22 protein-coding genes and 1 CRISPR repeat array are annotated in these 23,226 nt (G+C 34.1%); of the genes, 19 read left to right on the forward strand and 3 right to left on the reverse strand.

What is annotated here, in order from left to right:
- Nucleotides 1–114: 114 nt before the first annotated feature.
- From J3U27_RS00240 to J3U27_RS00260, 5 genes are all read left to right on the forward strand, one after another.
- Nucleotides 115–2,061, forward strand: a complete 1,947-nt coding sequence (locus J3U27_RS00240) for an extracellular solute-binding protein (RefSeq protein ID WP_267376505.1) — start codon at nucleotides 115–117, stop codon at nucleotides 2,059–2,061.
- A gap of 1 nt (nucleotide 2,062) precedes the next feature.
- Complete coding sequence (locus J3U27_RS00245; RefSeq protein WP_324169996.1) at nucleotides 2,063–3,151, forward strand: microcin C ABC transporter permease YejB; 1,089 nt, start codon at nucleotides 2,063–2,065, stop codon at nucleotides 3,149–3,151.
- Nucleotides 3,151–4,182 carry a microcin C ABC transporter permease gene (locus J3U27_RS00250; protein ID WP_267330009.1) on the forward strand — a complete coding sequence of 344 codons (1,032 nt, stop codon included), beginning with the start codon at nucleotides 3,151–3,153 and terminating at the stop codon, nucleotides 4,180–4,182. Before J3U27_RS00245 ends, J3U27_RS00250 begins: the two co-directional genes overlap by 1 nt.
- Nucleotides 4,179–5,924: a microcin C ABC transporter ATP-binding protein YejF gene (gene yejF, locus J3U27_RS00255; protein WP_065735186.1), complete on the forward strand. Its 1,746-nt coding sequence runs from the start codon at nucleotides 4,179–4,181 to the stop codon at nucleotides 5,922–5,924. The genes J3U27_RS00250 and yejF overlap by 4 nt, the downstream gene beginning before the upstream one ends.
- Nucleotides 5,925–5,993: 69 nt before the next feature.
- Complete coding sequence (locus J3U27_RS00260; protein ID WP_267330011.1) at nucleotides 5,994–6,854, forward strand: hypothetical protein; 861 nt, start codon at nucleotides 5,994–5,996, stop codon at nucleotides 6,852–6,854.
- Nucleotides 6,855–6,917: 63 nt separating this feature from the next.
- On the opposite strand, the gene frdD is transcribed toward J3U27_RS00260, so the two are convergent.
- Both frdD and J3U27_RS00270 read right to left on the reverse strand, forming a co-directional pair.
- On the reverse strand, nucleotides 6,918–7,274 hold the full coding sequence (frdD, locus tag J3U27_RS00265; RefSeq protein WP_065562411.1) for a fumarate reductase subunit FrdD: 357 nt from the start codon (nucleotides 7,272–7,274) through the stop codon (nucleotides 6,918–6,920).
- Between the two features lie 14 nt (nucleotides 7,275–7,288).
- On the reverse strand, nucleotides 7,289–7,726 hold the full coding sequence (locus tag J3U27_RS00270; protein WP_324169942.1) for a hypothetical protein: 438 nt from the start codon (nucleotides 7,724–7,726) through the stop codon (nucleotides 7,289–7,291).
- An 863-nt stretch (nucleotides 7,727–8,589) separates the two neighbouring features.
- Between J3U27_RS00270 and casA the strand changes: the two genes are divergently transcribed.
- From casA to cas2e, 7 genes are read left to right on the forward strand one after another with little or no spacing between them, the layout of a single operon-like run.
- A complete protein-coding gene (gene casA, locus J3U27_RS00275; protein ID WP_267376514.1) occupies nucleotides 8,590–10,140 on the forward strand; it encodes a type I-E CRISPR-associated protein Cse1/CasA in 1,551 nt (516 codons plus the stop codon).
- A 25-nt stretch (nucleotides 10,141–10,165) separates the two neighbouring features.
- On the forward strand, nucleotides 10,166–10,786 hold the full coding sequence (gene casB, locus J3U27_RS00280) for a type I-E CRISPR-associated protein Cse2/CasB (protein ID WP_267376518.1): 621 nt from the start codon (nucleotides 10,166–10,168) through the stop codon (nucleotides 10,784–10,786).
- 5 nt (nucleotides 10,787–10,791) lie between these two features.
- A complete protein-coding gene (gene cas7e, locus J3U27_RS00285; protein ID WP_267338164.1) occupies nucleotides 10,792–11,856 on the forward strand; it encodes a type I-E CRISPR-associated protein Cas7/Cse4/CasC in 1,065 nt (354 codons plus the stop codon).
- Nucleotides 11,857–11,868: 12 nt separating this feature from the next.
- A complete protein-coding gene (cas5e, locus tag J3U27_RS00290) occupies nucleotides 11,869–12,612 on the forward strand; it encodes a type I-E CRISPR-associated protein Cas5/CasD (protein ID WP_267338165.1) in 744 nt (247 codons plus the stop codon).
- The gene (gene cas6e / locus J3U27_RS00295) at nucleotides 12,613–13,284 is read left to right on the forward strand and encodes a type I-E CRISPR-associated protein Cas6/Cse3/CasE (RefSeq protein WP_267376521.1); all 672 of its coding nucleotides are present in this window, start codon (nucleotides 12,613–12,615) and stop codon (nucleotides 13,282–13,284) included.
- Between the two features lie 10 nt (nucleotides 13,285–13,294).
- Nucleotides 13,295–14,212, forward strand: a complete 918-nt coding sequence (cas1e, locus tag J3U27_RS00300; protein ID WP_267376524.1) for a type I-E CRISPR-associated endonuclease Cas1e — start codon at nucleotides 13,295–13,297, stop codon at nucleotides 14,210–14,212.
- Between the two features lie 2 nt (nucleotides 14,213–14,214).
- On the forward strand, nucleotides 14,215–14,508 hold the full coding sequence (gene cas2e / locus J3U27_RS00305; protein WP_267338168.1) for a type I-E CRISPR-associated endoribonuclease Cas2e: 294 nt from the start codon (nucleotides 14,215–14,217) through the stop codon (nucleotides 14,506–14,508).
- A gap of 84 nt (nucleotides 14,509–14,592) precedes the next feature.
- A CRISPR array of direct repeats spans nucleotides 14,593–15,537; the repeat unit is 29 nt; unit sequence GAGTTCCCTGTATACACAGGGATAAACCG.
- Between the two features lie 83 nt (nucleotides 15,538–15,620).
- Here cas2e and J3U27_RS00310 read toward each other — a convergent pair.
- Nucleotides 15,621–16,139: a hypothetical protein gene (locus tag J3U27_RS00310; RefSeq protein WP_267330012.1), complete on the reverse strand. Its 519-nt coding sequence runs from the start codon at nucleotides 16,137–16,139 to the stop codon at nucleotides 15,621–15,623.
- Between the two features lie 452 nt (nucleotides 16,140–16,591).
- Here J3U27_RS00310 and tmk point away from each other — a divergent pair, with 452 nt between their 5' ends.
- From tmk to yciH, 7 genes are read left to right on the forward strand one after another with little or no spacing between them, the layout of a single operon-like run.
- Nucleotides 16,592–17,218, forward strand: coding sequence for a dTMP kinase (tmk, locus tag J3U27_RS00315; RefSeq protein ID WP_065562405.1), 627 nt, complete (start codon nucleotides 16,592–16,594; stop codon nucleotides 17,216–17,218).
- A gap of 11 nt (nucleotides 17,219–17,229) precedes the next feature.
- The gene (holB, locus tag J3U27_RS00320) at nucleotides 17,230–18,219 is read left to right on the forward strand and encodes a DNA polymerase III subunit delta' (protein WP_267330013.1); all 990 of its coding nucleotides are present in this window, start codon (nucleotides 17,230–17,232) and stop codon (nucleotides 18,217–18,219) included.
- A 58-nt stretch (nucleotides 18,220–18,277) separates the two neighbouring features.
- On the forward strand, nucleotides 18,278–19,678 hold the full coding sequence (locus J3U27_RS00325) for an MBOAT family O-acyltransferase (protein WP_267376526.1): 1,401 nt from the start codon (nucleotides 18,278–18,280) through the stop codon (nucleotides 19,676–19,678).
- An 18-nt stretch (nucleotides 19,679–19,696) separates the two neighbouring features.
- Entirely contained in the window at nucleotides 19,697–20,956 is a 1,260-nt protein-coding gene (locus tag J3U27_RS00330; RefSeq protein WP_267376528.1) for a DUF459 domain-containing protein, read from the forward strand.
- On the forward strand, nucleotides 20,949–22,124 hold the full coding sequence (locus tag J3U27_RS00335) for a hypothetical protein (protein WP_267376531.1): 1,176 nt from the start codon (nucleotides 20,949–20,951) through the stop codon (nucleotides 22,122–22,124). The genes J3U27_RS00330 and J3U27_RS00335 overlap by 8 nt, the downstream gene beginning before the upstream one ends.
- 30 nt (nucleotides 22,125–22,154) lie before the next feature.
- The gene (pyrF, locus tag J3U27_RS00340) at nucleotides 22,155–22,859 is read left to right on the forward strand and encodes an orotidine-5'-phosphate decarboxylase (RefSeq protein ID WP_267376533.1); all 705 of its coding nucleotides are present in this window, start codon (nucleotides 22,155–22,157) and stop codon (nucleotides 22,857–22,859) included.
- A 5-nt stretch (nucleotides 22,860–22,864) separates the two neighbouring features.
- On the forward strand, nucleotides 22,865–23,185 hold the full coding sequence (gene yciH / locus J3U27_RS00345; RefSeq protein ID WP_065562400.1) for a stress response translation initiation inhibitor YciH: 321 nt from the start codon (nucleotides 22,865–22,867) through the stop codon (nucleotides 23,183–23,185).
- Nucleotides 23,186–23,226: the final 41 nt, after the last annotated feature.

Consider the following 23,226-nt stretch of genomic DNA (forward strand, 5'->3'; position numbering starts at 1 on the left):
GCAAAATAGCTAACTTACTATGTATTATTTTAAGTACTTTAGATAATTTAAAATTTTCAATTAAAGTAAAATCTCATATTGATAGGTTGAAGATAAAACAGGAACTAAATTAGGATGATTAGTCAAAGAAAAAAAATTATTAAGAGGTTATTCATCTCAAGCTGTTTGAGTGGATTATTCCTTTGTTCAATGACTGCTTATGCCGAAGACTCAAATCTCACGTTGCAAACCGAGACGGTAGAAGAGGTTAATTCCTCAACTGAGACTATAGAATCAATTGATAATGTTGAGCCTTCTCAACCTAATGAACATATTTATCACAAAACTATATTTTCATTGTTAGGTGAACCTAAATACCCTGAAAATTTTGAACATCTTAACTATGTCAATCCCAATGCTCCTAAAGGTGGAATTATTAAATTGTATGAAATAGGGACTTTTGATAATTTTAATCGTTTCGCAAGTCGTGGCGCACCTGAACATTATTCCGGCTCCTTATATGATTCTCTATTTACAACAACAGCTGATGATATTTCGAGTTTTTATCCACTAATTGCCACCTCAATCACTTATTCAGATAGTTATCGTTGGGCAGAGGTAGAAATTAATGCTAATGCGCGTTTTCAAGATGGTAAGCCAATAACCGCACATGATGTGGAATTTACTTTTCAAAAATTTATGACTGAAGGTGTTTCACAATATCGGGTTTACAACAAAGGGATAAATGTTAAAGCCATAGACGATTATCGCGTTCGTGTCGACTTACCTGAAGCCGACCGTGAAAAATTACTATCCTTTGTTGGTAATATGCATGTTATTCCTGAACATTATTGGAAAGATCGTAATTTTTCCGAGCCAGTAAGTACGCCTCCGATTGGTAGCGGACCTTATTATATTAGTGATTATAAAATGGGACAGTATGTCGTTTATAAGCGAAATCCTGATTATTGGGCAAAAGATTTACCAGTTAATAGAGGTCTAAATAATTTTGATGAAAAACGTATCGATTATTATATGGATACCAGTATAGCTTTAGAGGCTTTTAAAGCTGGGGAGTATGATTTTCGAGGTGAAGGACAACCGAAAAATTGGTTTACTCAATATCAAGGAAAATACTTTGATTCAAAAGATATCATTAAAAAAGAAAAAATCGTTGAAACAGCTGTAGATACTAAATGGTTAGCGTTTAATTTGCAGAAAGATTTTTTTAAAGATATAAAAGTTCGAAAAGCGATTACCTTAGCTTTTGATTTTGAATGGTTAAATCATGCATTTTATTATGATAGTTATAAAAGACCATCTAGCTTTTTTGAAAATACTATTTATGCTGCCAAAGGTAAACCGAGTGAACTTGAGCTTAAATGGTTAACTCCTTATAAAAATATTATTCCTGAACAAGCGTTTGATGAAGCTTTTACTATCCCTAAAAGTGATGGGCAAGGTTTTAATCGCAATAACTTATTAACAGCTGCTAAATTATTGGAAGAAGCAGGTTGGATCATTAAAGACGGTAAATTAATTAATCCTAAAACCCAACAACCTTTTGAATTTGAATTGTTAACTTACCTTGGTGACGACATCAAATATGCCATTCCTTTCCAGCAAAATTTAGCTCGTTTAGGCATTAAAATGAATATAATCTCACTTGATTACGCGCAGATCAATCGCAGAATGCGTGAACGTGATTATGATATGATGCCACGTAATTATAGTTCGATAGATTATCCATCCTCAAGTTTAATGATTTTTTGGGGAACCGAATATTTAAACTCTACATATAATGGCTCAGGCTTACATAATCAGGCAATTGATTCAATTATTAATGAAATAATTAAAAATGTTGGAAACCAAGAGGAATTAATTCCTCTTGGGCGAGCGTTAGATCGAATTTTGACTCAAGAATATCCGATGATTCCAATGTGGTATAACAGTAAAACTTTTTATGCATATTGGAATAAATTTGGCCAGCCAACCCAACAACCAACTTATGCAATAGGAATTGATAGCTGGTGGTATGATGAAGATAAAGCAGCTAGCTTATCAAAGAATAGAGAACACTAATATGCTGAATTATTTTATCCGTCGATTATTGCTAATTATTCCAACATTGCTAATCATTTTGACGATCAACTTTTTTATTGTACAAATTGCACCCGGCGGTCCTGTTGATCAAGCATTGTCTATGATTGAAAATGGACCAGAAGCAGGGCATACCTTGTTACCAGGCAGTGAAACTAGCCCAACAATATTAAAAGAAGAAAAAAAACAATCAAATTATCAGGGCGGGCGAGGTCTTGATCCTGAAATTGTGGCAATGATTGAAAAGCAATATGGTTTTGATAAACCGATCTGGGAACGCTACATTAATACATTGAAACAATTTATTCAGTTTGATTTTGGTAACAGCTTTTTCAAAAGTGAATCAGTGCTAAGTTTAATTGCAAAAAGTTTACCTGTTTCTATTTCATTGGGGTTATGGAGTACATTAATCATTTATTTAATCTCAATTCCATTAGGGATTCGTAAAGCAGTTAAAGATGGTTCAATATTTGATTTTTGGACAAGTACTTTAATCATTATTGGTTATGCAATACCCGCTTTTTTATTAGCCGTGTTGCTAATAGTCCTTTTCGCTGGGGGGAGTTATTGGGATATTTTCCCGCTTCGAGGATTAATCTCAAATAATTTTGAACAATTAGATTTTTGGGGCAAAGTCAAAGACTATTGTTGGCATATTTGCTTACCAACTATTGCTATGGTGGTTAGTGGTTTTGCAACATTAACTATGCTAACTAAGAACTCATTCTTAGATGAAATTCGCAAACAATATGTTGTGACTGCTAGAGCTAAAGGTTTGAGTGAAAGGCAAATTATGTATAAACATGTTTTCCGCAATGCAACCTTACTTATTGTATCGGGTTTTCCAACCTCATTTGTCGGAATTTTATTTACTAGCTCTGTACTTATTGAAGCGATATTTTCACTTAAAGGATTAGGTTTATTAGGGTATGAGGCAATTATTCAACGAGATTATCCTGTTATTTTTGGCTCATTATATATATTTACATTAATTGGCCTACTCACTAAACTTTTATCAGATTTAACTTATATGTTAATTGATCCACGTATTGACTTTGAGGCTCGCAACTGATGACTATGCACTATTCAATTAATCAGCTACGTTGGCAACGATTTAAACGCAATCGACGTGGGTATTATTCGTTATGGCTATTTTCAATATTATTTATAATAAGTCTATTTTCTGATTTTATATTTAATGATCGCCCCATTTTCATAAAGTATCAAAATAACTATTACTCGCCAATATTTCATTTTTATCCGGAAACAGAGTTTGGTGGGCAGTTTCAAACGCAAACTAATTATTTAGATCCCGCAGTACAAAATAAGATTGAATCAGATGGTTGGATATTTTGGCCTCCATTCCGATATACCTATAATACTGTAATTCATGATACAGCTAGCACATTTCCAACACCACCATCTAAAACGCATTTGCTTGGCACAACTGATGCTGGATTTGATGTATTAGCCAATATTTTATACGGATTTAGAATATCGATGTTTTTTGCAGTATTTTTAACTTTCTTCACTTCCATTATTGGTGTACTTATCGGTGCAATCCAAGGTTATTATGGCGGAAAAGTCGACCTATTGGGACAACGATTCATTGAAATTTGGAGCGGATTACCAGAATTATTTGTAATTATTCTACTTGCAAGTATCTTACCACTCAATTTTTGGTGGTTATTAGCTATTACAGTATTATTTGGATGGATGGCTTTAGTTGGTATTGTGCGAGCCGAGTTTTTACGTACTCGTAACTTTGATTATATTCGAGCTGCCAAAGCAATGGGAGTGAGTGATAGTAAAATCATGTTTCGACATATGTTGCCCAACGCGATGGTTGCCACATTAACATATTTACCATTTATTCTTTGTGGTTCAATTTCAACGTTAACTGCATTGGATTTTTTAGGTTTTGGTTTGCCCATTGATTCACCATCCTTAGGTCGATTACTTCTACAAGGTAAAAACAATTTACAAGCACCTTGGCTCGGTATTAGTTCGTTTTTAGTTATTTCTATATTATTGTCACTTTTAATTTTTATTGGTGAAGGAATTAGAGATGCATTTGATCCAAACAAAGGAGTATATAAATGAGTTCTCCTTTATTATCGATTGTTGATTTAAGTATTGCTTTTAAAACTGGTCAAGACTTGCAAAGTCAAATTGTCGAAAATATTAGCTTTGATATCGGCGAACAAGAAACGGTTGCATTAGTTGGTGAATCTGGTTCTGGTAAAAGTGTGACTGCACTATCGATCTTAAAATTGTTACCCAAAGAGCAGGTGATCTATCCATCTGGCGATATTATTTTTGAGGATAAATCGTTATTACATGCGCCTGAAAAAGAGTTACGCAAAATTCGTGGTAATGAAATAAGTATGATATTCCAAGAACCAATGGTATCACTTAATCCATTACATACAGTGGAAAAACAACTTTACGAAGTACTATCATTACATCGTGGTATGCGACGTAATGTTGCTCGGGGGGAGATTTTACAATATTTAGATCGTGTTGGAATCAAAGAGCCTAAAACTAAACTTTCTGCTTATCCTCATCAATTGTCTGGCGGCGAAAGACAACGGGTCATGATTGCAATGGCAATTTTAACGCATCCTAAATTATTAATAGCCGATGAACCAACTACAGCCTTAGATGTTTCAGTTCAAGCACAAATTATTGATTTACTCAAAGAACTTAAAAAAGAACTTAATATGAGTATGCTATTTATTTCACATAATTTGGGGATTGTAAAAAAACTGGCAGATAAAGTGGCAGTAATGCAAAATGGGCAAATTGTTGAATTCAATAATAAACAACGCATCTTTTTGCGCCCTCAACAAGAATATACCCAAACATTATTAAATTCACAACCTAGTGGTGAACCCGTTCCTTTACCTGATACACCGGGTATATTGCTCAGTGTTAATCATCTGAATGTTGAAGTTATCGCGCAAAAACGATTATTTAGTAGTAAAAAGAAGAAAATTGTTGATAATATTGGCTTCACGGTGCACCAAGGTGAAACTGTGGGTATAGTTGGCGAGTCAGGATCAGGTAAAAGTACTACTGCACTAGCTATTTTGCGTTTAATTCAATCACAAGGTGATATTTTATTCGATAGCCATCCTATACAGAATTTATCCGCTAAAAAATTATTACCATTTCGCAGCCGAATCCAAGTGGTATTTCAAGACCCATACTCTTCACTTAATCCTCGCTTAAACGTTGAACAAATTATTAGTGAAGGCTTAATTACTCATAAGAAATTGAGTAAAACAGAGCGTGAACAAGCCGTGATTGATATTATGCAAGAAGTTGGATTAGAGCCTGAAATGCGTTTTCGTTACCCTAATGAATTTTCTGGCGGACAACGACAACGAATTGCCATTGCTAGAGCTTTAATCTTACAACCAGAATTATTGATTTTAGATGAGCCAACTTCTTCATTAGATCATACTATTCAAAAGCAAATAATTAATTTGCTTAAATCATTGCAAGAAAAACACCATCTTAGCTATCTATTTATTAGTCATGATCTTGCCTTAGTTTATTCTTTCTGTCACCAAATTGTTGTGATGAAAGAGGGAAAAATTATTGAACAAGGCTCTCGTGAACAAATCTTCTATACGCCTGAAACTGACTATACAAAAGATTTGCTTTCATTTTTAGATAAACCACCTAGAAAAGCGACTAAAACCCTAATTCATGCTGATATTCTGGAAAAAACGCAGAAAGCTGAAACAGAAGAAAATATAGAAAAGGTTGAAAAGCATGATGGTGAAGAAGAAAAAAAGGTCAATTGGGAAGATGCATTGTTAATGCGCAAAAAATAAATTTATACGGCTTAGGTATAGGCCATAATTAAAAATTTAATTTAGTAAAAAAGATTAAACAGGTTAATTATGCAAAAACGAGTATTCCGATTTTTAACTGCTTCATGTTTATCATTTGTCTCAATAAATGTCATGGCATTAACGTGTTCTGATGATGTTGAGCAAAATAAAGTTGAGGCAAATAATTATATCTTCAAAATATTAGATTTTATTGATTCTAAAGCTAAAGGTATAAAACAAGAAGTTAGAACTTCAACAATCACATCAGATACAGGTGCGATCCGTTCAATTGCGAAACATAGTTTAAATTATGATTCCAATGGCTTAATTACTGAAAGTCATTACGACCTTTATTCTGATAAAAATGAAAAACTTTATTCTGAGCATCTACAAAAAACAGAATTTGGTTGGCAAAATGTTATTCAAGATATTGAAGATAAAACTAACAGTACGATTCAATTCAAAACAGATGAAAAAGGCCGTATTATTGCGTCGGAACAAATAAAGAAGGCTCCTGATTTTACATTTATTGAGAATGACAATTATCAGTTTGATAATAACAATTGTTTAGTTAATAAAAATGTTCAATGGCAGCTAAAAGAGTTGAATGCTAATGGAGATGTAGTTGGAACTGTTCAAAAAGGTGCCTCGGTATATTCATTTACTTACCAAAACCATCAATTAGCAAAAGTGTCAGCGCAATATAGCAATAAAACCCAAAATGAAAGTAATTTTTCTTACCAATTTGATGAAATTAACCGATTAATTGCCATTCATTCAGCTTATTCAATGGTGGGTAAAGATACAACAAATTATATAACCGATTTCTTAACTTTTAATGAAAAAAATGATTGGCTTAGTGCAAGTCAGTCTAAACAAAATAGAAAAAACAAACAGACTAATATTGTTCGACAAATTACCTATTATTAATCCAATTTAAATGGCGTTATCAAAAGTAATCGATAGCGCCAATAAATTAATATCAAAGTAGCTTTAGACTCTGACAAATAAAATATAAATTGCATGAGCAGTCCATGCGAATGCTAAACAGAAAGTTAGTAGCTTTTCTCGTTTGGGATGTATGTTGAAATGATGCAGCAAAGTTAGAATCTGTTGTAATCCACACCAAATTGGTAGCGAAATCATTAAGCATAAAAATAGTTTGCCTAATTCAGTGTTGGCTAATTTAAGAATTGATGAACGCGTTATTGCATCACCAAAAGGGATAATAAATGCAATGATACCCAATACCACGGGAGCAAAAATAGCAGCCCAAAGTCCACCTAAAGCAAATAGTCCTTTTGCCACTGTTGAATCAGAGCGTATTGGTTGATTTTCTTGTTTTTTCATTAATCAAACACCACTTATTTAATAATCAATAATAGTAAGTAATATGAAAGTAAAAGTGTTACACACCAAAAGCCAATAATAAGTAAATATACTTTACCCTTTTTATGCGAATCTTGCTTAAAAATAACTTTCGGTATTAATCTAAACCAATTAATTGAATGAAATAAAGCAAGTAATAAAGCAATAGAATTGATGACAACAACTAAAGGCTTTTGCAAGAAAAAGATAAAACGATAAAACTCGTCTTGCCCCATTGCGTTTGTGTACATACAAATAACCCCATACATCAATATTATACTTACCCAAATCATGGAAAAAGGGGTAATTTTACTAATGACCGAAAGAATCAAAAACATCTTTGATTTTACTAGTCCATTGTCAAGTTGATGAGGATTATCTATTAGATTTTTATGATTATTTAGTGGATATTTAGTGTTATTTGGGGGATTCATAACTCTCTCAATATTAAATTTATCTATCTACTATTAAATTTTTATCTTTTCTATATTGGCTTTTAGCTAGCAATTATATTAGCAAACCAACTTGATGTCGCTAATTTAATAAAAATTGAATAATAATGGATTTATTATTTTGAAGTTACTCATAATGTGCGAGATTTTAATTTTTTAACATATATCTATGTAAAAAGTTAAATTAACAAATAATAAAAGCAGTTTAGATTAGATTTATTAGAAAATTTCTTGTAAATCAAATTTTTATTATTAATTCATCGCAAAATTTGTAATTATCTGGTTAAATACTCTTGATGTGAAAATCCCCACGATGGTGGGGAACAGATTATAATTTTTATCTTCCGCTGGTTTAACCCTATTAATATAAGGAACAATCAATATTATATCATAAAAATACTTAGACAGTAATCTAAGAAATATTATTATCATCCGCCTTTTATTTTTGTTGCAATGTTTTTTTATTGTGTTAAATTGATCATGGTTGGTTACAAACTAGCCCAAGTCCAGCATTGCATGTAACCTCCATGGATTAGCGTTCCTTGAGTATACATGCATTGCTGATATTTTCAATCATTAATTCAGCTATGAGGTTATTTCATTGAAAACATTTACATCAATTTTACATAAAATCTTTAGATTACCTATTAACGTTCGATTTAAGAGAATATCTTGGATTTTTAAATTTAGAAAGAAAATAGATGAAAATGGTGAATATAGTTTTATATTCACTTTTGAAATTAACAAATCCATTATTCTGTGATTTATTAATTTTTTACCATTAAAAAAACGATAAGCGGTATCGATTTATGATATCGCCTATATAGGAAATAAAGGAGTAAAATTTGTCTATCTTATCTTTATTAGACGAAAAATGGATACCCGTTGTTCATTTCGATGGTCATCTTAGTAAAATTCAACCTAGTCAATTGGTTGATGAAACAATTTCAGATTTAGCTTATTTTAGACCCGATTTTCAAGGTGCGGCTTACCAGTTTCTTATTGGTTTATTACAAACTACTCTATCGCCAGAAGATAATTCTGAATGGCGAGAATATTGGAATAATGGTTTTTCATCACAGCAACTAATCGAAGCGTTTGAACAAGTCAGATCCGCCATGCAATTTGGTGCTACTAAACCCTCTTTTATGCAAGACTTTGCAGCGTTAGATGGGAATAAAGTACCTATATCGGGTTTATTAGTTGAAGCCCCAGGCGAGAATGCATTAAAACGAAATACCGATCACTTTATTAAACGAGATTTCGTCAAGGCTATATGCCCACACTGTGCTGTTATGGCGCTGTTTACGTTACAAACTAATGCCCCTTCGGGTGGTCAAGGACATCGGGTGAGCCTGCGTGGTGGAGGACCTATCACGACTTTAATCATGCCTCAACTGAATATACAGACTCCATTATGGAAAAAATTGTGGTTGAATGTAATTCCTTTAGATGAAGAAGAAAAACCACAGCAGTTTGATGCATTAGTCTTTCCTTGGTTAGCCCCAACGAAGACCAGTGAACCACCAAAAAATTTAAGTCTATTTCCTGAGCAAGCTAATTACTGCCAAGCTTTTTGGGGAATGCCTAGGCGAATTGAGTTAGATTTTCACCAAACTGAGCAGGGGCAATGTGACATTTGTGGTGAAGATTCAAAACAACTAATTACCCAATATCAAACCAAAAATTATGGCATCCAATATCAACATTGGCAACATCCGCTAACGCCATATCGCACAGATAAAAAAACAGGCGAGCAACTTGCCATTAAAGGGCAACCAGGTGGATTAATTTATCGAGATTGGTTGGGTATGGTAAGCGCCAATGATGATACACAGTCGGCTAGAGTTGTTACAACTCATCTTGATCGAAACTTTAAAGATAAACAACACTATCATTTATGGTGTTTTGGTTACGATTTTGAAAATATGAAAGCTCGTTGTTGGTATGAACACACATTTCCTGTCTACCGCGATTTGGCGGATCCTAACAGTGATTTAAAAGAGATAATTGCACAAGCTTTAGCTCTTAGCAAAGATACCTTACCGATTTTGCGTAAAGCGATGACGGCAATCAATAAGCAGTCAACGGCAATAGATATGGCCTTTTGGAAAGAGACAGAGCTGCCATTTTACCAATTTGTAAAACAACTAATATCACAAAAAGATAATCCTAGTGGTCGGCAACCATTATTAGCTGATTGGACTAAGACATTATTAAATTATATTACCCTAATTTATGATAAAGCTGCTTTTGATGATCCTAATCAGCCGTTTAAATACATCAAGGATAATAAAACGAATCAAGAAGTCTGTATTCAGATTAATGCTAGAGAAAAGTTGCTTTCTGATTTTAATAAACTTACATATTTTAAGAAAATAAAAAATAGCAAATAACCTTGCTTGAAAAAGGGAGAACAAGATGTCGGAAAGTTTTATAAAAAAGTCGATTATACTTAAAGAAAACCACAAAAAAATTATTGATGATTGGTTTTCGATGCTGCAACAACGACTATGTGGATTTAATGGAGGTACTTATAACGGTCGGCAATTACGTGCAGAGCTGCGTCGTACAACGTTGCTTCATGAGATAATTTTACAAGAAGGTTATGTTATTTTAAAGGATGCTCTATTTGATAAAAATAGTACTTTATCCAGTAATAATCCGATCCATCTGCAAGCATTAGCTTGTTTTACGTGGGTTGCCTCATTTGCCAGTGCCAATAATGGCAATGCGCCTTTTGCTACACAACTAAGTGAAAAAGTTAAAGGGGGAGAGCGTAACTTTCTATCCCGATTACGCTTTGAACAGCTTTTAGCTAGTGAAACGAATGAAGAGTTTTGTCGTCTTTTAATTCGTGCCGTAAAAATGCGTGGAGAAAATGGTGTGAATATTTTTTCTCTGGCTGATGGTATATTTTTATGGGTAGAAGAGTGGCATGAACGTCAACAAAATTTATCTTTTAATTCTGATCCATTTAAACGTCTTTCTGTTCGTTGGGCAATGGATTATAACTCAACTAAAAAAATATCTAAGGAATAATTAATATGAGCACATTTATTCAATTACATTTATTAACGGCTTATGCCCCTTCTAATTTGAATCGAGATGATCTTGGGCGTCCAAAAACCGCTGTGATGGGTAACAGCGATCGTCTACGTATTTCATCTCAGAGTTTAAAAAGAGCATGGCGTACATCAGATTGTTTTTATCAATCTTTGAACGATCATATAGGTGTTCGTTCTCGTCGGTTTGCAAGAGATTGGATTTATGTACCGATGGTTGAACAGGGAGTTTCTGAAAAAATAGCCAAAGAAAGCGCTATTAAAATTGCAGGACAATTTGGCAAAGTTAAAAATGAAAAAGCACCAAAAGATCCGCTTGCTAACATAGATATTGAACAGTTAGTCCATATTAGTAACGATGAGCAACAAGCAATAGCCTCGTTGGTTAAGCTGTTAATTAGCGAAAAAAGGGTTCCAACAGATGACGAAGTTAAACTGTTACGTAAACAAAATAGTAGTGTTGATATAGCACTGTTTGGTCGAATGTTAGCGGATAGTCCTGCATTTAATGTTGATGCTGCATGTCAAGTTTCTCATGCTTTAGGGGTTAGTTCAGTCACAATCGAAGATGATTTTTTTACTGCTGTTGATGATTTAAACAATAAAGAGCAAGATGCTGGTTCAGCCCATTTAGGCGAACGTGGATTTGCCTCTGCGCTGTTTTATACTTATATCTGTATTAGCCGTGATTTACTCCTTGATAATTTAAATGGTGATGAAGCATTGGTTGAAAAGACACTAAAAGCATTAACTGAATCTGCTGCCAAAGTAGCACCATCAGGCATGCAGAATAGCTTTGCATCACGAGCTTATACCTCTTATTTATTAATAGAAAAAGGTACTCAGCAACCACGTTCACTAGCTGTTGCTTATTTTAATCCAATCCGTAGTCAAGATATGGTGAATGATGCCATTACTCGATTAGAACAACAATTGGATAAGTTTGATCAAGTTTATGGTCAATGTGCCGATAATCGCTACAAACTTAATATTGAAACTGGAGAAGGAAAACTTGCAACTGCATTAGAGTTTGTTGCGCAAAAATAAGGAGCGGTCAAGATGAAAAAACACCTTATTTTTCAGATCTATGCACCGCTAACATCGTGGGGAGAACCAGCTGTTGGGGAAATTCGTCATAGTAATATTATTCCTTCCCGTTCAGCTTTATTGGGTTTTTTAGCTGCTGCACTAGGTATTCAGCGAGATGATGATCATATTGAAGTTTTCAATCAACATTATCATGTTGCAGTTCGCCCTTTTATTTCTAAGAGTAGTTGGTTTTCTGATTTTCATACCGTTCAGATGCCAAAAGCGAATAAAAAAGAAGTATTTTACACTCGTTTTGATGAAATACGTCGTAATCCTCAGGATCTTGAAACTTTACTTACTAAGCGTGAATATTACAATGACGTTTATTATCAAATTGTTATTACAGAAACGAATGGAGCTCCTTATTCTGTAAAACAGATACAGCAGGCATTATTAACGCCTGTATTTCCTCTGTATGTGGGCAGGAAAAACTCGCCATTGTCATTGCCATTAGCGCCGGTAATTTATGATGGTGAACTTAGTGATGCTTTTATCTTCGCTAATGACCATTATCGTAAATATCACCAGTGTGATTCTATCCTTAAAGATTTAATTGATAGTGATGCTAACGAATATTACTGGGATCATCCTGATCAAGATGCGTATTTTGACGTGATTAAAATACAACTTCGACAAGATCAGCCCATTAACAGGAAGCGTTGGCAATTTATCAATCGCCATCAATATGCAGGACATTTAAAAAGGAGCGAATAGATGTTTTTTTCAAAAGTGGAGCTAAAACTTGAACGGCTTCCTTATGTGATGCAACAAAAAAGACTTTATGCAGGTGAGTATGCAATACATCAATGGTTATGGCAGCTGTTTCCTGATGAAAATAAACGTTCTTTTTTATTTCATGAAGATCTTAATGCTAAAAAAACTCAGTTTTATCTTTTATCTGAATTTGCACCACTGGCTAATCATGAGTTATTTAAAATTGACACAAAACTTTATGCGCCGCAATTAACAACAGGTATGAAGTTAAGTTTTTTATTACGTGCCAATCCTGTTGTAATGAAACAAGGGAAACGTTGTGATGTGATGATGAATGCTAAATATCTGGCTAAACAGAAGGGTTTATCATCTAATGAGATCAAAGCTCAGCAATATCAAGCAGCTATAGATTGGTTGATTAAGCAAAGTGAAAAACGTGGATTCTCATTAAAACAAAATGAGCATTCGGCAGTTTGCTGTAATGTTATCAGTTACAACCAACATCTGCTTAATAAAAAGTCAGAACTTAAACCGATTAGTTATAGTAGTGTTGATTTCGAGGGGGTTTTGACTGTTACTGATCCAAAACTATTTTTAGCTACACTTTATCAAGGTATTGGTAAAAGCAAAGGATTTGGCTGTGGACTATTTTTAATTAAACACTTCCAATAGGATATTTGATATGGTGTATGTTCCACTGAATCCTATTCCTTTAAAAAATAGAACATCAATGATCTTTCTCCAATATGGACAAATTGATGTTTTAGATGGTGCTTTTGTATTAATAGATAAAACAGGCATTAGAACCCACATTCCAGTTGGCTCTATCGCTTGTATTATGCTTGAACCTGGTACACGAGTATCGCATGCTGCGGTTAGATTAGCTGCTACCGTGGGAACTCTGTTAGTATGGGTGGGTGAGGCTGGTGTCAGAATGTATTCGTCAGGTCAACCAGGCGGTGCTCGATCGGATAAACTACTTTATCAAGCCAAATTAGCCCTGGATGATGAACTTCGTTTAAAAGTTGTTAAAAAGATGTTTGAACTACGATTTGGTGAACCGGCTCCTAGTCGACGTTCTGTTGAACAACTACGAGGAGTTGAAGGTGCTCGTGTACGTGCAACTTATGCATTATTAGCTAAAAAGTATCGTGTTAAGTGGCATGGACGTAAATATGATCCTAAAGATTGGCAAAAAGGAGATACTGTCAATCAATGTATCAGTGCTGCCACTTCTTGTCTCTATGGTATTACTGAAGCAGCAGTTTTGGCAGCTGGTTATGCTCCTGCTATCGGTTTTGTGCATAGTGGAAAACCGCTATCTTTTGTTTATGATATTGCTGATATTATAAAATTTGATACGGTAGTTCCGAAAGCGTTTGAAATTGCTGCCCAAAATAGAGCTGATCCCGACCGTGAAGTGCGTATTGCTTGTCGTGAAATTTTTAGAAGTCAAAAAACATTAGCGACATTAATTCCACTTATTGAAGAGGTATTATCCGCTGGAGAGATTGAGCCTCCACCACCTCCAGATGATGTACCACCACCTGCGATACCAGAACCACAATCACTTGCCGATAGTGGCTTTAGGAGCCATTAATCATGAGTATGAGTGTTGTCGTTACAGAAAATGTACCACCTAGATTAAGAGGACGCTTAGCTATATGGTTATTAGAAATCAGAGCCGGTGTTTACATAGGCGATATTTCCAGACCAATAAGAGAGATGATTTGGCAACAAATCATTGAACTCGCTGAAGAAGGTAATGTTGTACTTGCTTGGGCAACCAATACTGAATCAGGATTTGACTTCCAAACTTATGGTACCAATAGAAGAGTGCCGGTAGAACTCGATGGAATTAGGTTGGTCTCTTTTTTACCTGTAGAAAATCAATAAGTTAACGCTCTTTAAAAATTTAAAAAATCTGGTGGAATTTTATGGTTGCTATAAGTTTAAATAAAACAAATAGCTATGTTTAGAGAGTTCCCTGTATACACAGGGATAAACCGCATTGGATCTTCTTGATGCATGGAACACAGGAGAGTTCCCTGTATACACAGGGATAAACCGTGGAGGGGGAAACCCTTGGGGTTCGGGTGGTGGAGTTCCCTGTATACACAGGGATAAACCGCTTGGGCGATCCGCTTGTCGATAATTTTACCGGAGTTCCCTGTATACACAGGGATAAACCGAAATTAGTTCGAAAATCGAGAAGGTAAAGAACGAGTTCCCTGTATACACAGGGATAAACCGAGCAAAATTAAAACTTTAAGAAGCACTTACAAGAGTTCCCTGTATACACAGGGATAAACCGGATCATGTCAAATGGTAATTCTGTCGCAAATTGAGTTCCCTGTATACACAGGGATAAACCGATATTAATACTGCCGATATAAAGCCAAATTCACGAGTTCCCTGTATACACAGGGATAAACCGTAAATAACATCATCGTCATTAATATTACATAAGAGTTCCCTGTATACACAGGGATAAACCGAGGCCATCCGCCGAGCAGTTAGCTCATTTGGGGAGTTCCCTGTATACACAGGGATAAACCGTTAAACTCGCAGCAGGATTAATTTACCCCATGGAGTTCCCTGTATACACAGGGATAAACCGCAGTATGAAGAACACAAAGACACCCTAAGTGAGAGTTCCCTGTATACACAGGGATAAACCGTGATAGCTGTAAAACTGCTATCGCATTTTTACGAGTTCCCTGTATACACAGGGATAAACCGACTGATGTCAATGCAAATTACTGACAATCGCGGAGTTCCCTGTATACACAGGGATAAACCGCTTCCGGCGTCGGTTCAGCTTTTTGCTCTTCCGAGTTCCCTGTATACACAGGGATAAACCACAATGACAAATGGTAGATGTCGTATGCACGGCGAGTTCCTTGTATACACAGGTATAACCATTATCTATATCATAAAAACTCAATATATAAAAATCGTGGGATTTGAACTTTTCAGAATATCTAGAATTGTTTATGCATTAGGGATCATTTCAATTTTTTATCCATGTTGTCATAGATCTTAACTGGCTTAATGGGAATTAATGTTTTGCCTTTTACTTCAAACTCAGAATTATTACTGGAAACAACCATTATCTGTCCTCTTTCTAAGTTAAAATCTAAAAGTGCATATGGTTCTACAAAACCTAAAAGAGAAAACTCCCTGTCCCTGTTATCCGGAGGAAATTCGTAATAGACAACTTTTTTATTATATACATACACTACAGTCTTAGAAAGCTCTTGATATTTTCCATATTTCCTTTTAGGTTTTTCTACTTTTTTGACATCAATATTATGTTCTCGCATTAATATGATATACCGTCCACTAATACTGCCACTGATTATCCAAACTTCATCCCATTTAAAATTGGTATAATCAGATAAGGTTATGGTTTTAGGATGATTGTTTTTTACATCTTTTAAAACCTTTTCTAAAGGTGTTTTGTTGCAACTGGTTAATGTTACTATTGACATAAATGCGACTAATAGTAGGAGTATTTTTTTCATTCTTTGGCATTCCAGATTAATTTTGTTTTATATTCTTGTTCAGGTATGGTTGGAAATCCGCCTAATGATTTTATAATCTAAAAACTTTATTTTCTCTAGCAACACAGTGTTAAATACTAATTCATAATACTATGAATTGTTTACTAAACAAATGATAAGTGAGTGAAAAATATCAATCGATATCTCTTTTCTAGAAGGTAATAAATACAAAGTTCATATACTCAATGATTTTCCTATTAATGAACAACTTCAAACTATTTTTATTTTGATCTTATAGACGAATCGCTAATAATTAAACAGGATAGTTTTACTATGTCGGTATATTAAAAAGTACTCATATTTGATAAGTATTAACAAGGTATTTACGATACGAACTAAAATAATTGGTAAAAATAGCGTACAATAGCGCAATGTTTACTCGTTCATCAGCTTAATTAGTTTAGGAAATAAGTATGACAGGCAAATTTATTGTCATCGAAGGTTTGGAAGGCGCCGGTAAAACGACTGCCATAAATACTGTTGCGCGTGTTTTGAATCAACATCATATTTGCGATCTGCAATTTACTCGTGAACCGGGTGGTACACCGATTGCTGAAGCATTGCGTAATATTATTAAAAATGGTTTAGATAATGAGCCATTAACTGATAAAGCTGAATTACTTATGTTATATGCTGCGCGTATTCAATTAGTCGATAACGTGATTAAGCCTGCACTGAAAATGGGGAAATGGGTCATTGGTGATCGACATGATTTATCTACTCAAGCTTATCAAGGTGGCGGACGAGAGTTAGACAGAGTTTTTATCGAAACACTACACTCTCAGGTTTTAGGTAATTTTAAACCAGACTTAACGTTGTATTTAGATATTTCTCCAGAACTTGGATTGATGAGGGCAAGATCTCGAGGGCAACTTGATCGTATTGAACAACAATCACTGCCTTTTTTTGAGCGAATTCGTCAGCGTTATTTAGAGTTAGCTGAAAATGATAACACTATCATTACTATTGATGCATCAAAATCAATTACAGAAGTGACAGCTCAAATTGAAACAACATTAAATTCATGGTTAACAAATTAGGTTTCGATTTTATGATTTTCAACGAATATCCATGGCTTAAATTACCTTTTGAACAGTTAGCAGAAACGATTGTTAATCATCGTGCTCATCATGCTTTGTTAATCAATTATATTCAAGGTAGTGGTGAAGAAGAATTAATCAACTTAATAGCTAATCGATTACTCTGTCAATCTTCAAAACAGTTGGAACCATGCGGTAAATGTCATAGTTGTCAGTTATTTTTATCTCAACATCATCCTGATTATTACCAAATAACAAATGAACAGGGAAAACAATCGATTGGTATTGATCAAATACGGAATATTTCTACAAAAATCTATGAAAAATCCCAACAGGGAGGTAATAAGGTCATCTGGATTAGACATGCTGCTTTTATGACAGAAGCCGCTGCAAATGCGTTGCTTAAAACGTTAGAAGAACCTCCAGAAAATACCTATTTTATTTTAAGTGATAACCATAATAGTCAATTTTTACCTACAATTCATAGCCGTTGTTTTTGTTATTTTTTAAAAATACCAAAAATAGAAGAATCTATTAATTGGTTAAAAAAGATACATAATGATTTATACAGTGATAATGAGCTTGCCACTGCTCTGTTATTGAGTGAAAATGCGCCACTAAATGCAGCTCTTCTGTTGCAACCCGAAAATTGGCAACAACGAAAATTATTTTGTGAAAACTTGTTAAATGTCTTGCCACAAAACAATTTTTGGCAATTAGCAAAGACATTTAATCATGAGGACTTTTTTGAGCGTATCACTTGGTTTTGTGCATTGCTAGGTGATGCGTTAAAAGCTAAACAGAAAGTTGGTCGATATATTGTGAATCGTGATCAGGTTCCGTTAGTTAGGCTACTTGCCACAAAAAGTAATGATGAAATTATTTCGCTTTATCAACTGTGGTTAAAGGCAAAAAACTTGTTATCGATAAATGGGTTAAATAGGGAGTTGATTGTTTATAATGTTCTTGCTCAATCACAATTAATTGGGTATCAGAAATAGACTTTATAGAATAATAAAATTTTAGGTCAATAGTAGATTTACATATGAAAGGATTGCAGTGAGTTATTTATCAATTGAATTTGGTCTAATTTTTGTAGTTCTCTTTGCTTTATATTGGTCTTTTAGATTATTACCAAAATTCCAAAATAATTTACTTTTGATTTCAAGTTACCTTATTGTTGCTAGTTATAGTGTTCAATTTGCTGTTATCCTTTTTAGCTACACTAGCGTGATATATTTCTTTTCAATAATGATTGCAACGTCTAAAAAACACGCAAAAAGATGGCTGGTTCTAGGATTAAGTGCCGCAATAATCAATTTAGCATTGTTCAAATATTTTGATTTTTTTCGATATGAATTACAATCATTGCTTAACTATCTAAATTTATCTATTTTATTGCCAGCAATAACCATTTTTATTCCAATAGGCATCTCCTTTTATACGTTCCACTCGGTAAGCTATTTAGTTTCGATAAAAAAGAAAGAATTACCTGTTGCTAAATTCTCGGATTTTGCCTTATTTTTATCCTTTTTTCCTTGTATAATTGCGGGTCCAATTAATCGAGCAAAAACATTTATTCCACAAATTGTGGTGAGTCAACCTAGAGAGATTTTAGAACCCTTTCGGGCATTTACGTTAATTATTCTGGCCGTGATAAAAGTTTATTGTTTAGGTGGATTAATTAACGAAAACTGGATAACTCCGATTTTTTCAAATCCATTAGAATACAGTACTCTTGATTTATTGGTAGGCTTATACGGTTATGCTATACAAATTTACCTGAATTTTTCTGGTTATACCGACCTTGTTACAGGTATTGCTTTATTATTAGGTTTTCGACTTCCTATCAACTTTAACTTTCCTTATTTAGCCTGTAATGTCCGCGAATTTTGGGAACGTTGGCATATTAGTTTATCTCATTGGATCCGTGATTATATTTATATCCCTCTTGGTGGCAATCGTCGTGGTTTTATTCGCACTCAAATTAATGTTATGTCAGCTATGTTATTGTCAGGTTTATGGCATGGAGCTGGGATTAATTTTGTTATTTGGGGGGGATGTCATGGTTTGGGGATTATTGTTCTTAATATATTAGATTGTTATATGGGAAGAGGTTGGATTACTCAACGTTCCCCAATTATTGCTAGATTAATTACTTGGCATTATATCTGTTTTACTTGGTTATTTTTTTATTGTGCAAGCTTACCTGACGCATTAGATTATTTAACGGCTCTAGGCCATAACTTTTTAATTGAGTCACATTATATTGAGGTATTTCTAAGTATATGTGTCATATTTTTGTTATACCCATTATTTAAAAATATTCCTGATTGGTGCGCTTTACAACTTAGCAAAATAAATAGGATTTATTTGCCTATCATTTTTATATTTATATTATGGCTAACTATCTATTTTGCACCATCTGGAGTGCCAAATTTTATTTATGCTAATTTTTGATTATGAAGAACAATAAAAATGAAATATAAAAAAACATTATCAAAAAATAGACAACAAATTGATTTGTTCGAAAATGGCTTACATGAGCAATCAAGAAAGCATAATGCTAAGACTAAAGTATCAGAAGCTGCAATAACTCAAAAAGAATCACTTTCACCTAAATATGTTTTTATTATGCTATTGATTACCGCAATAGCATTAATAGCAATTTATCACAAATCGGTGTTAATTTATTGGCAACAAACGTATCATCATGATCTATTTAATTCAGGAAGTATGACCCAAAAAATGGATCTAGACGATTCTGATGGTCGAGTAGAAGAATATTCGAAAGATGTAGTTATTGATCAAAATAATGTCATTAGCTCCATTGATGATGAGTCACATTTAAACCAACCAGTAAAAAATGTGTTAGTTATTTCACCATCCGAAATGGTTAATATTAAAAAAGATAAAAAAAGGCAAAAAATTCATGTTCAACCAATATCAATTAAGCAAGAAAATACTAAATTAAGCAAAACTAGGTTTGATGGAACGCCAGTAACTGAACAGATAGATACCGAAGCTAAAGATGAAGCACCTAAAATTCAAAATATTCCATTAATTCATGAGCCCTTACCGATTGTATTAACTCAAAATGACAAAGTATTGTTTGTTGGCGACTCTTTGATGCAAGGCGTTGCACCATATGTTAAAAAAATGTTATTTAAACAATATAAAATAGAAAGTGTGAATCTAAGCAAACAAAGTACTGGGCTCGCTTATCCAAAGGCTTTCAATTGGCCAAAAACAATCAATGATATTTTAATTGCCGATCCTTCTATCAAGTTACTTGTTGTTTTTTTAGGACCTAATGATCCTTGGGACTTTCCTGTAAAAGGTTATGCTAAATACGTTAAATTTAAATCCGAGTTGTGGGAAGAACAATACCGTTTACGTATCGCCACAATTTTAAATAGTGCTAGTGAACATAATGTTCAAGTGCTTTGGCTTGCTGCTCCTTGTATGCGCAAACCGCAACTAAATTTAGGGATGGTTTATTTAAATACGCTGTATCAGTCTGAAGTAGAAAAGAGACAACAACACTTTTTAACAACCAATCAATTATTAGGTTGTACTTATGAAACATTTAATAGTTTTATTGAATCGAATAAAGATAAAATAAAAGTTAGAGTTGATGATGGAATCCATTTTACACCTATAGGCCAAAAAATTTTAGCTAAAGCAATTATGGATAAAATCATTTTTAAACAATTTGAGGATGACGATAGTGATTAAACTTTTAAAGTATATTATTACTATAGTGACTATCACTGTTTCAGTAGGATGCAGTGTAGCAGAAAGTAAAACTGGTGCACAATCGACTGTTGTTGACTTTGGTGACCCAAATGCAAAGCAATTTGCTCAACGTTTAAATTCCTTAGCTAGAAATAGAAATGGTAACCAAGTCGTTAATATTACACAATTTGGAGATTCGCATTCAGCAGCAGATTTTTTTACTGGTGAATTTCGAACATTAATGCAACAAAAATACGGTGATGCCGGAATTGGTTGGATTACACCTGTTGCCATTAAAGGTCAAAATCATACAGCAGTTGGTTGGAAAGTAAAAGATTGGCGTGTAATAAGTAGCCGTACAGTAAGTGACGTAGATTTTCCAATGGGTGGATTTATTGCAAAAGCGACTAACGATTCAGCCACTATACAAATAATACCAAAAAGTTTAGATAACAAAAATTGGCAAGTAAAATTAACCTTCAGAGCATTGAAGAATACCCCTAATTTATTGAGTATTTATGATGCTGACGGTAAAAAAATAAATATAAGTTATTTACCCAAAAGTAGTGTTTGGCAAACGGTGTCATTTGTGACTAAAAACCCTTTTACGATTAAAGGAAACCGCGATGTTGAAATTGGAGGAATTTGGTTAAATCGCTCAAAAAAATCAGGGGTTATTGTATCTTCAATTGCAACTAATGGCGCTAAACAGAGCATATGGCAAAAATGGGGTTCAAGTTGGTTGAAAGAATTATCTGCTTCAAAAAGTGATTTAGTTATTCTTGAATACGGAACAAATGAAAGTTTTGATGAAACTTTAGATGTTAATGATTACCGCAAAAACTTAGTGAATAATATTCGCCAAATTCGTAGAGCATTACCTAATGCAGCCATTTTATTGATGACACCTCCAGATACAATGGTAAATGAAAATAGTATCCCTAAATCATTTTTAGCAATTATGAGTATTCAAAAGCAAGTAGCTAAATCTGAAAGGACACTATATTGGAATTGGCAAGCAGCTATGGGGGGAGCTGGTTCAGTTAAAGTTTGGCAAAAACGTGGACTGACTCGACCAGATTTAGTACATCAAACCTTACAAGGCTACAAAGAAAGTGCTAAAATTTTCTATACTGGTTTTAATGAGTTTATTAAGAAGAAAAGATAGAATATATAATTAAAAAGGAACAAATAAGTTATGTCATCTCCAATCATTGTTGCTGTTGATTTTTCAGATACTAAGTCAGCATGGGACTTTATAGACCAAGTTGATCCAAAAGATTGTCGTCTTAAAATAGGCAAAGAATTATTTACTCATGCAGGTCCTGACTTTATTAGGCAAATAAAACAAAAAGGATTTGATATCTTTTTGGATCTTAAATTCCATGATATTCCTAACACTGTTGCTAAAGCAGTAGCTGCAGCTGCCGATTTAGGTGTTTGGATGACAAATGTTCACGCTAGTGGTGGCGCTCGTATGATGGAAGCTGCAAAAGATGCGCTTTATTCATACGGTAAGGATGCACCAATGTTAATTGCAGTGACTGTATTAACGAGTATGGAGTCTTCTGATCTTAAAGAAATAGGTATTAACGTTTCACCATTAGAGCAAGCAACAAAGCTGGCATTACTGGCAAAGAATTGCGGACTCGATGGAGTTGTATGTTCTGCTAAAGAAGTACAAAGTTTTAGAACTAGACTAGGAAGTGATTTTAAATTAGTTACTCCAGGAATTCGTCCAGCAGGATCAACACCTGATGATCAACGCCGTATTATGACACCTCAACGCGCACAAGCTGCTGGTTCAGATTATTTAGTTATTGGGCGTCCTATTACTCAAGCGGAAGACCCAACCAAAGCATTACATGCTATTTTAACAACACTAGATTTATCAAAGAGTTAATAATTATGTCTGATAACGCTATTGTTTATTCAACTGAACATGGTCGAATTACGCCAAAGCAGGCTGCTAAACCTCGTATCAAAGGCGATGGTTTTATCCGTATTTCACGCCAGACATCAGGGCGTAAAGGTAAAGGAGTTTGTGTTATTGAGGGATTCGATTTAGAGGATTCTCAGTTGATGCAATTAGCAGCTGAGCTGAAAAAGCGTTGTGGTTGCGGTGGTTCAGTTAAAGACGGGAAAATTGAAATTCAAGGCGACAAACGTGAACTATTAAAATCATTATTAGAAGATAAAGGTTTTAAAGTCAAATTTGCTGGCGGTTAATTGATTAAAAATAAAGTAATAACGCCCTATTGAGAAAAAGG

Source organism: Gilliamella sp. B2911 (assembly GCF_026536965.1).
GTDB classification, from domain to species: Bacteria; Pseudomonadota; Gammaproteobacteria; order Enterobacterales; family Orbaceae; genus Gilliamella; species Gilliamella apicola_E.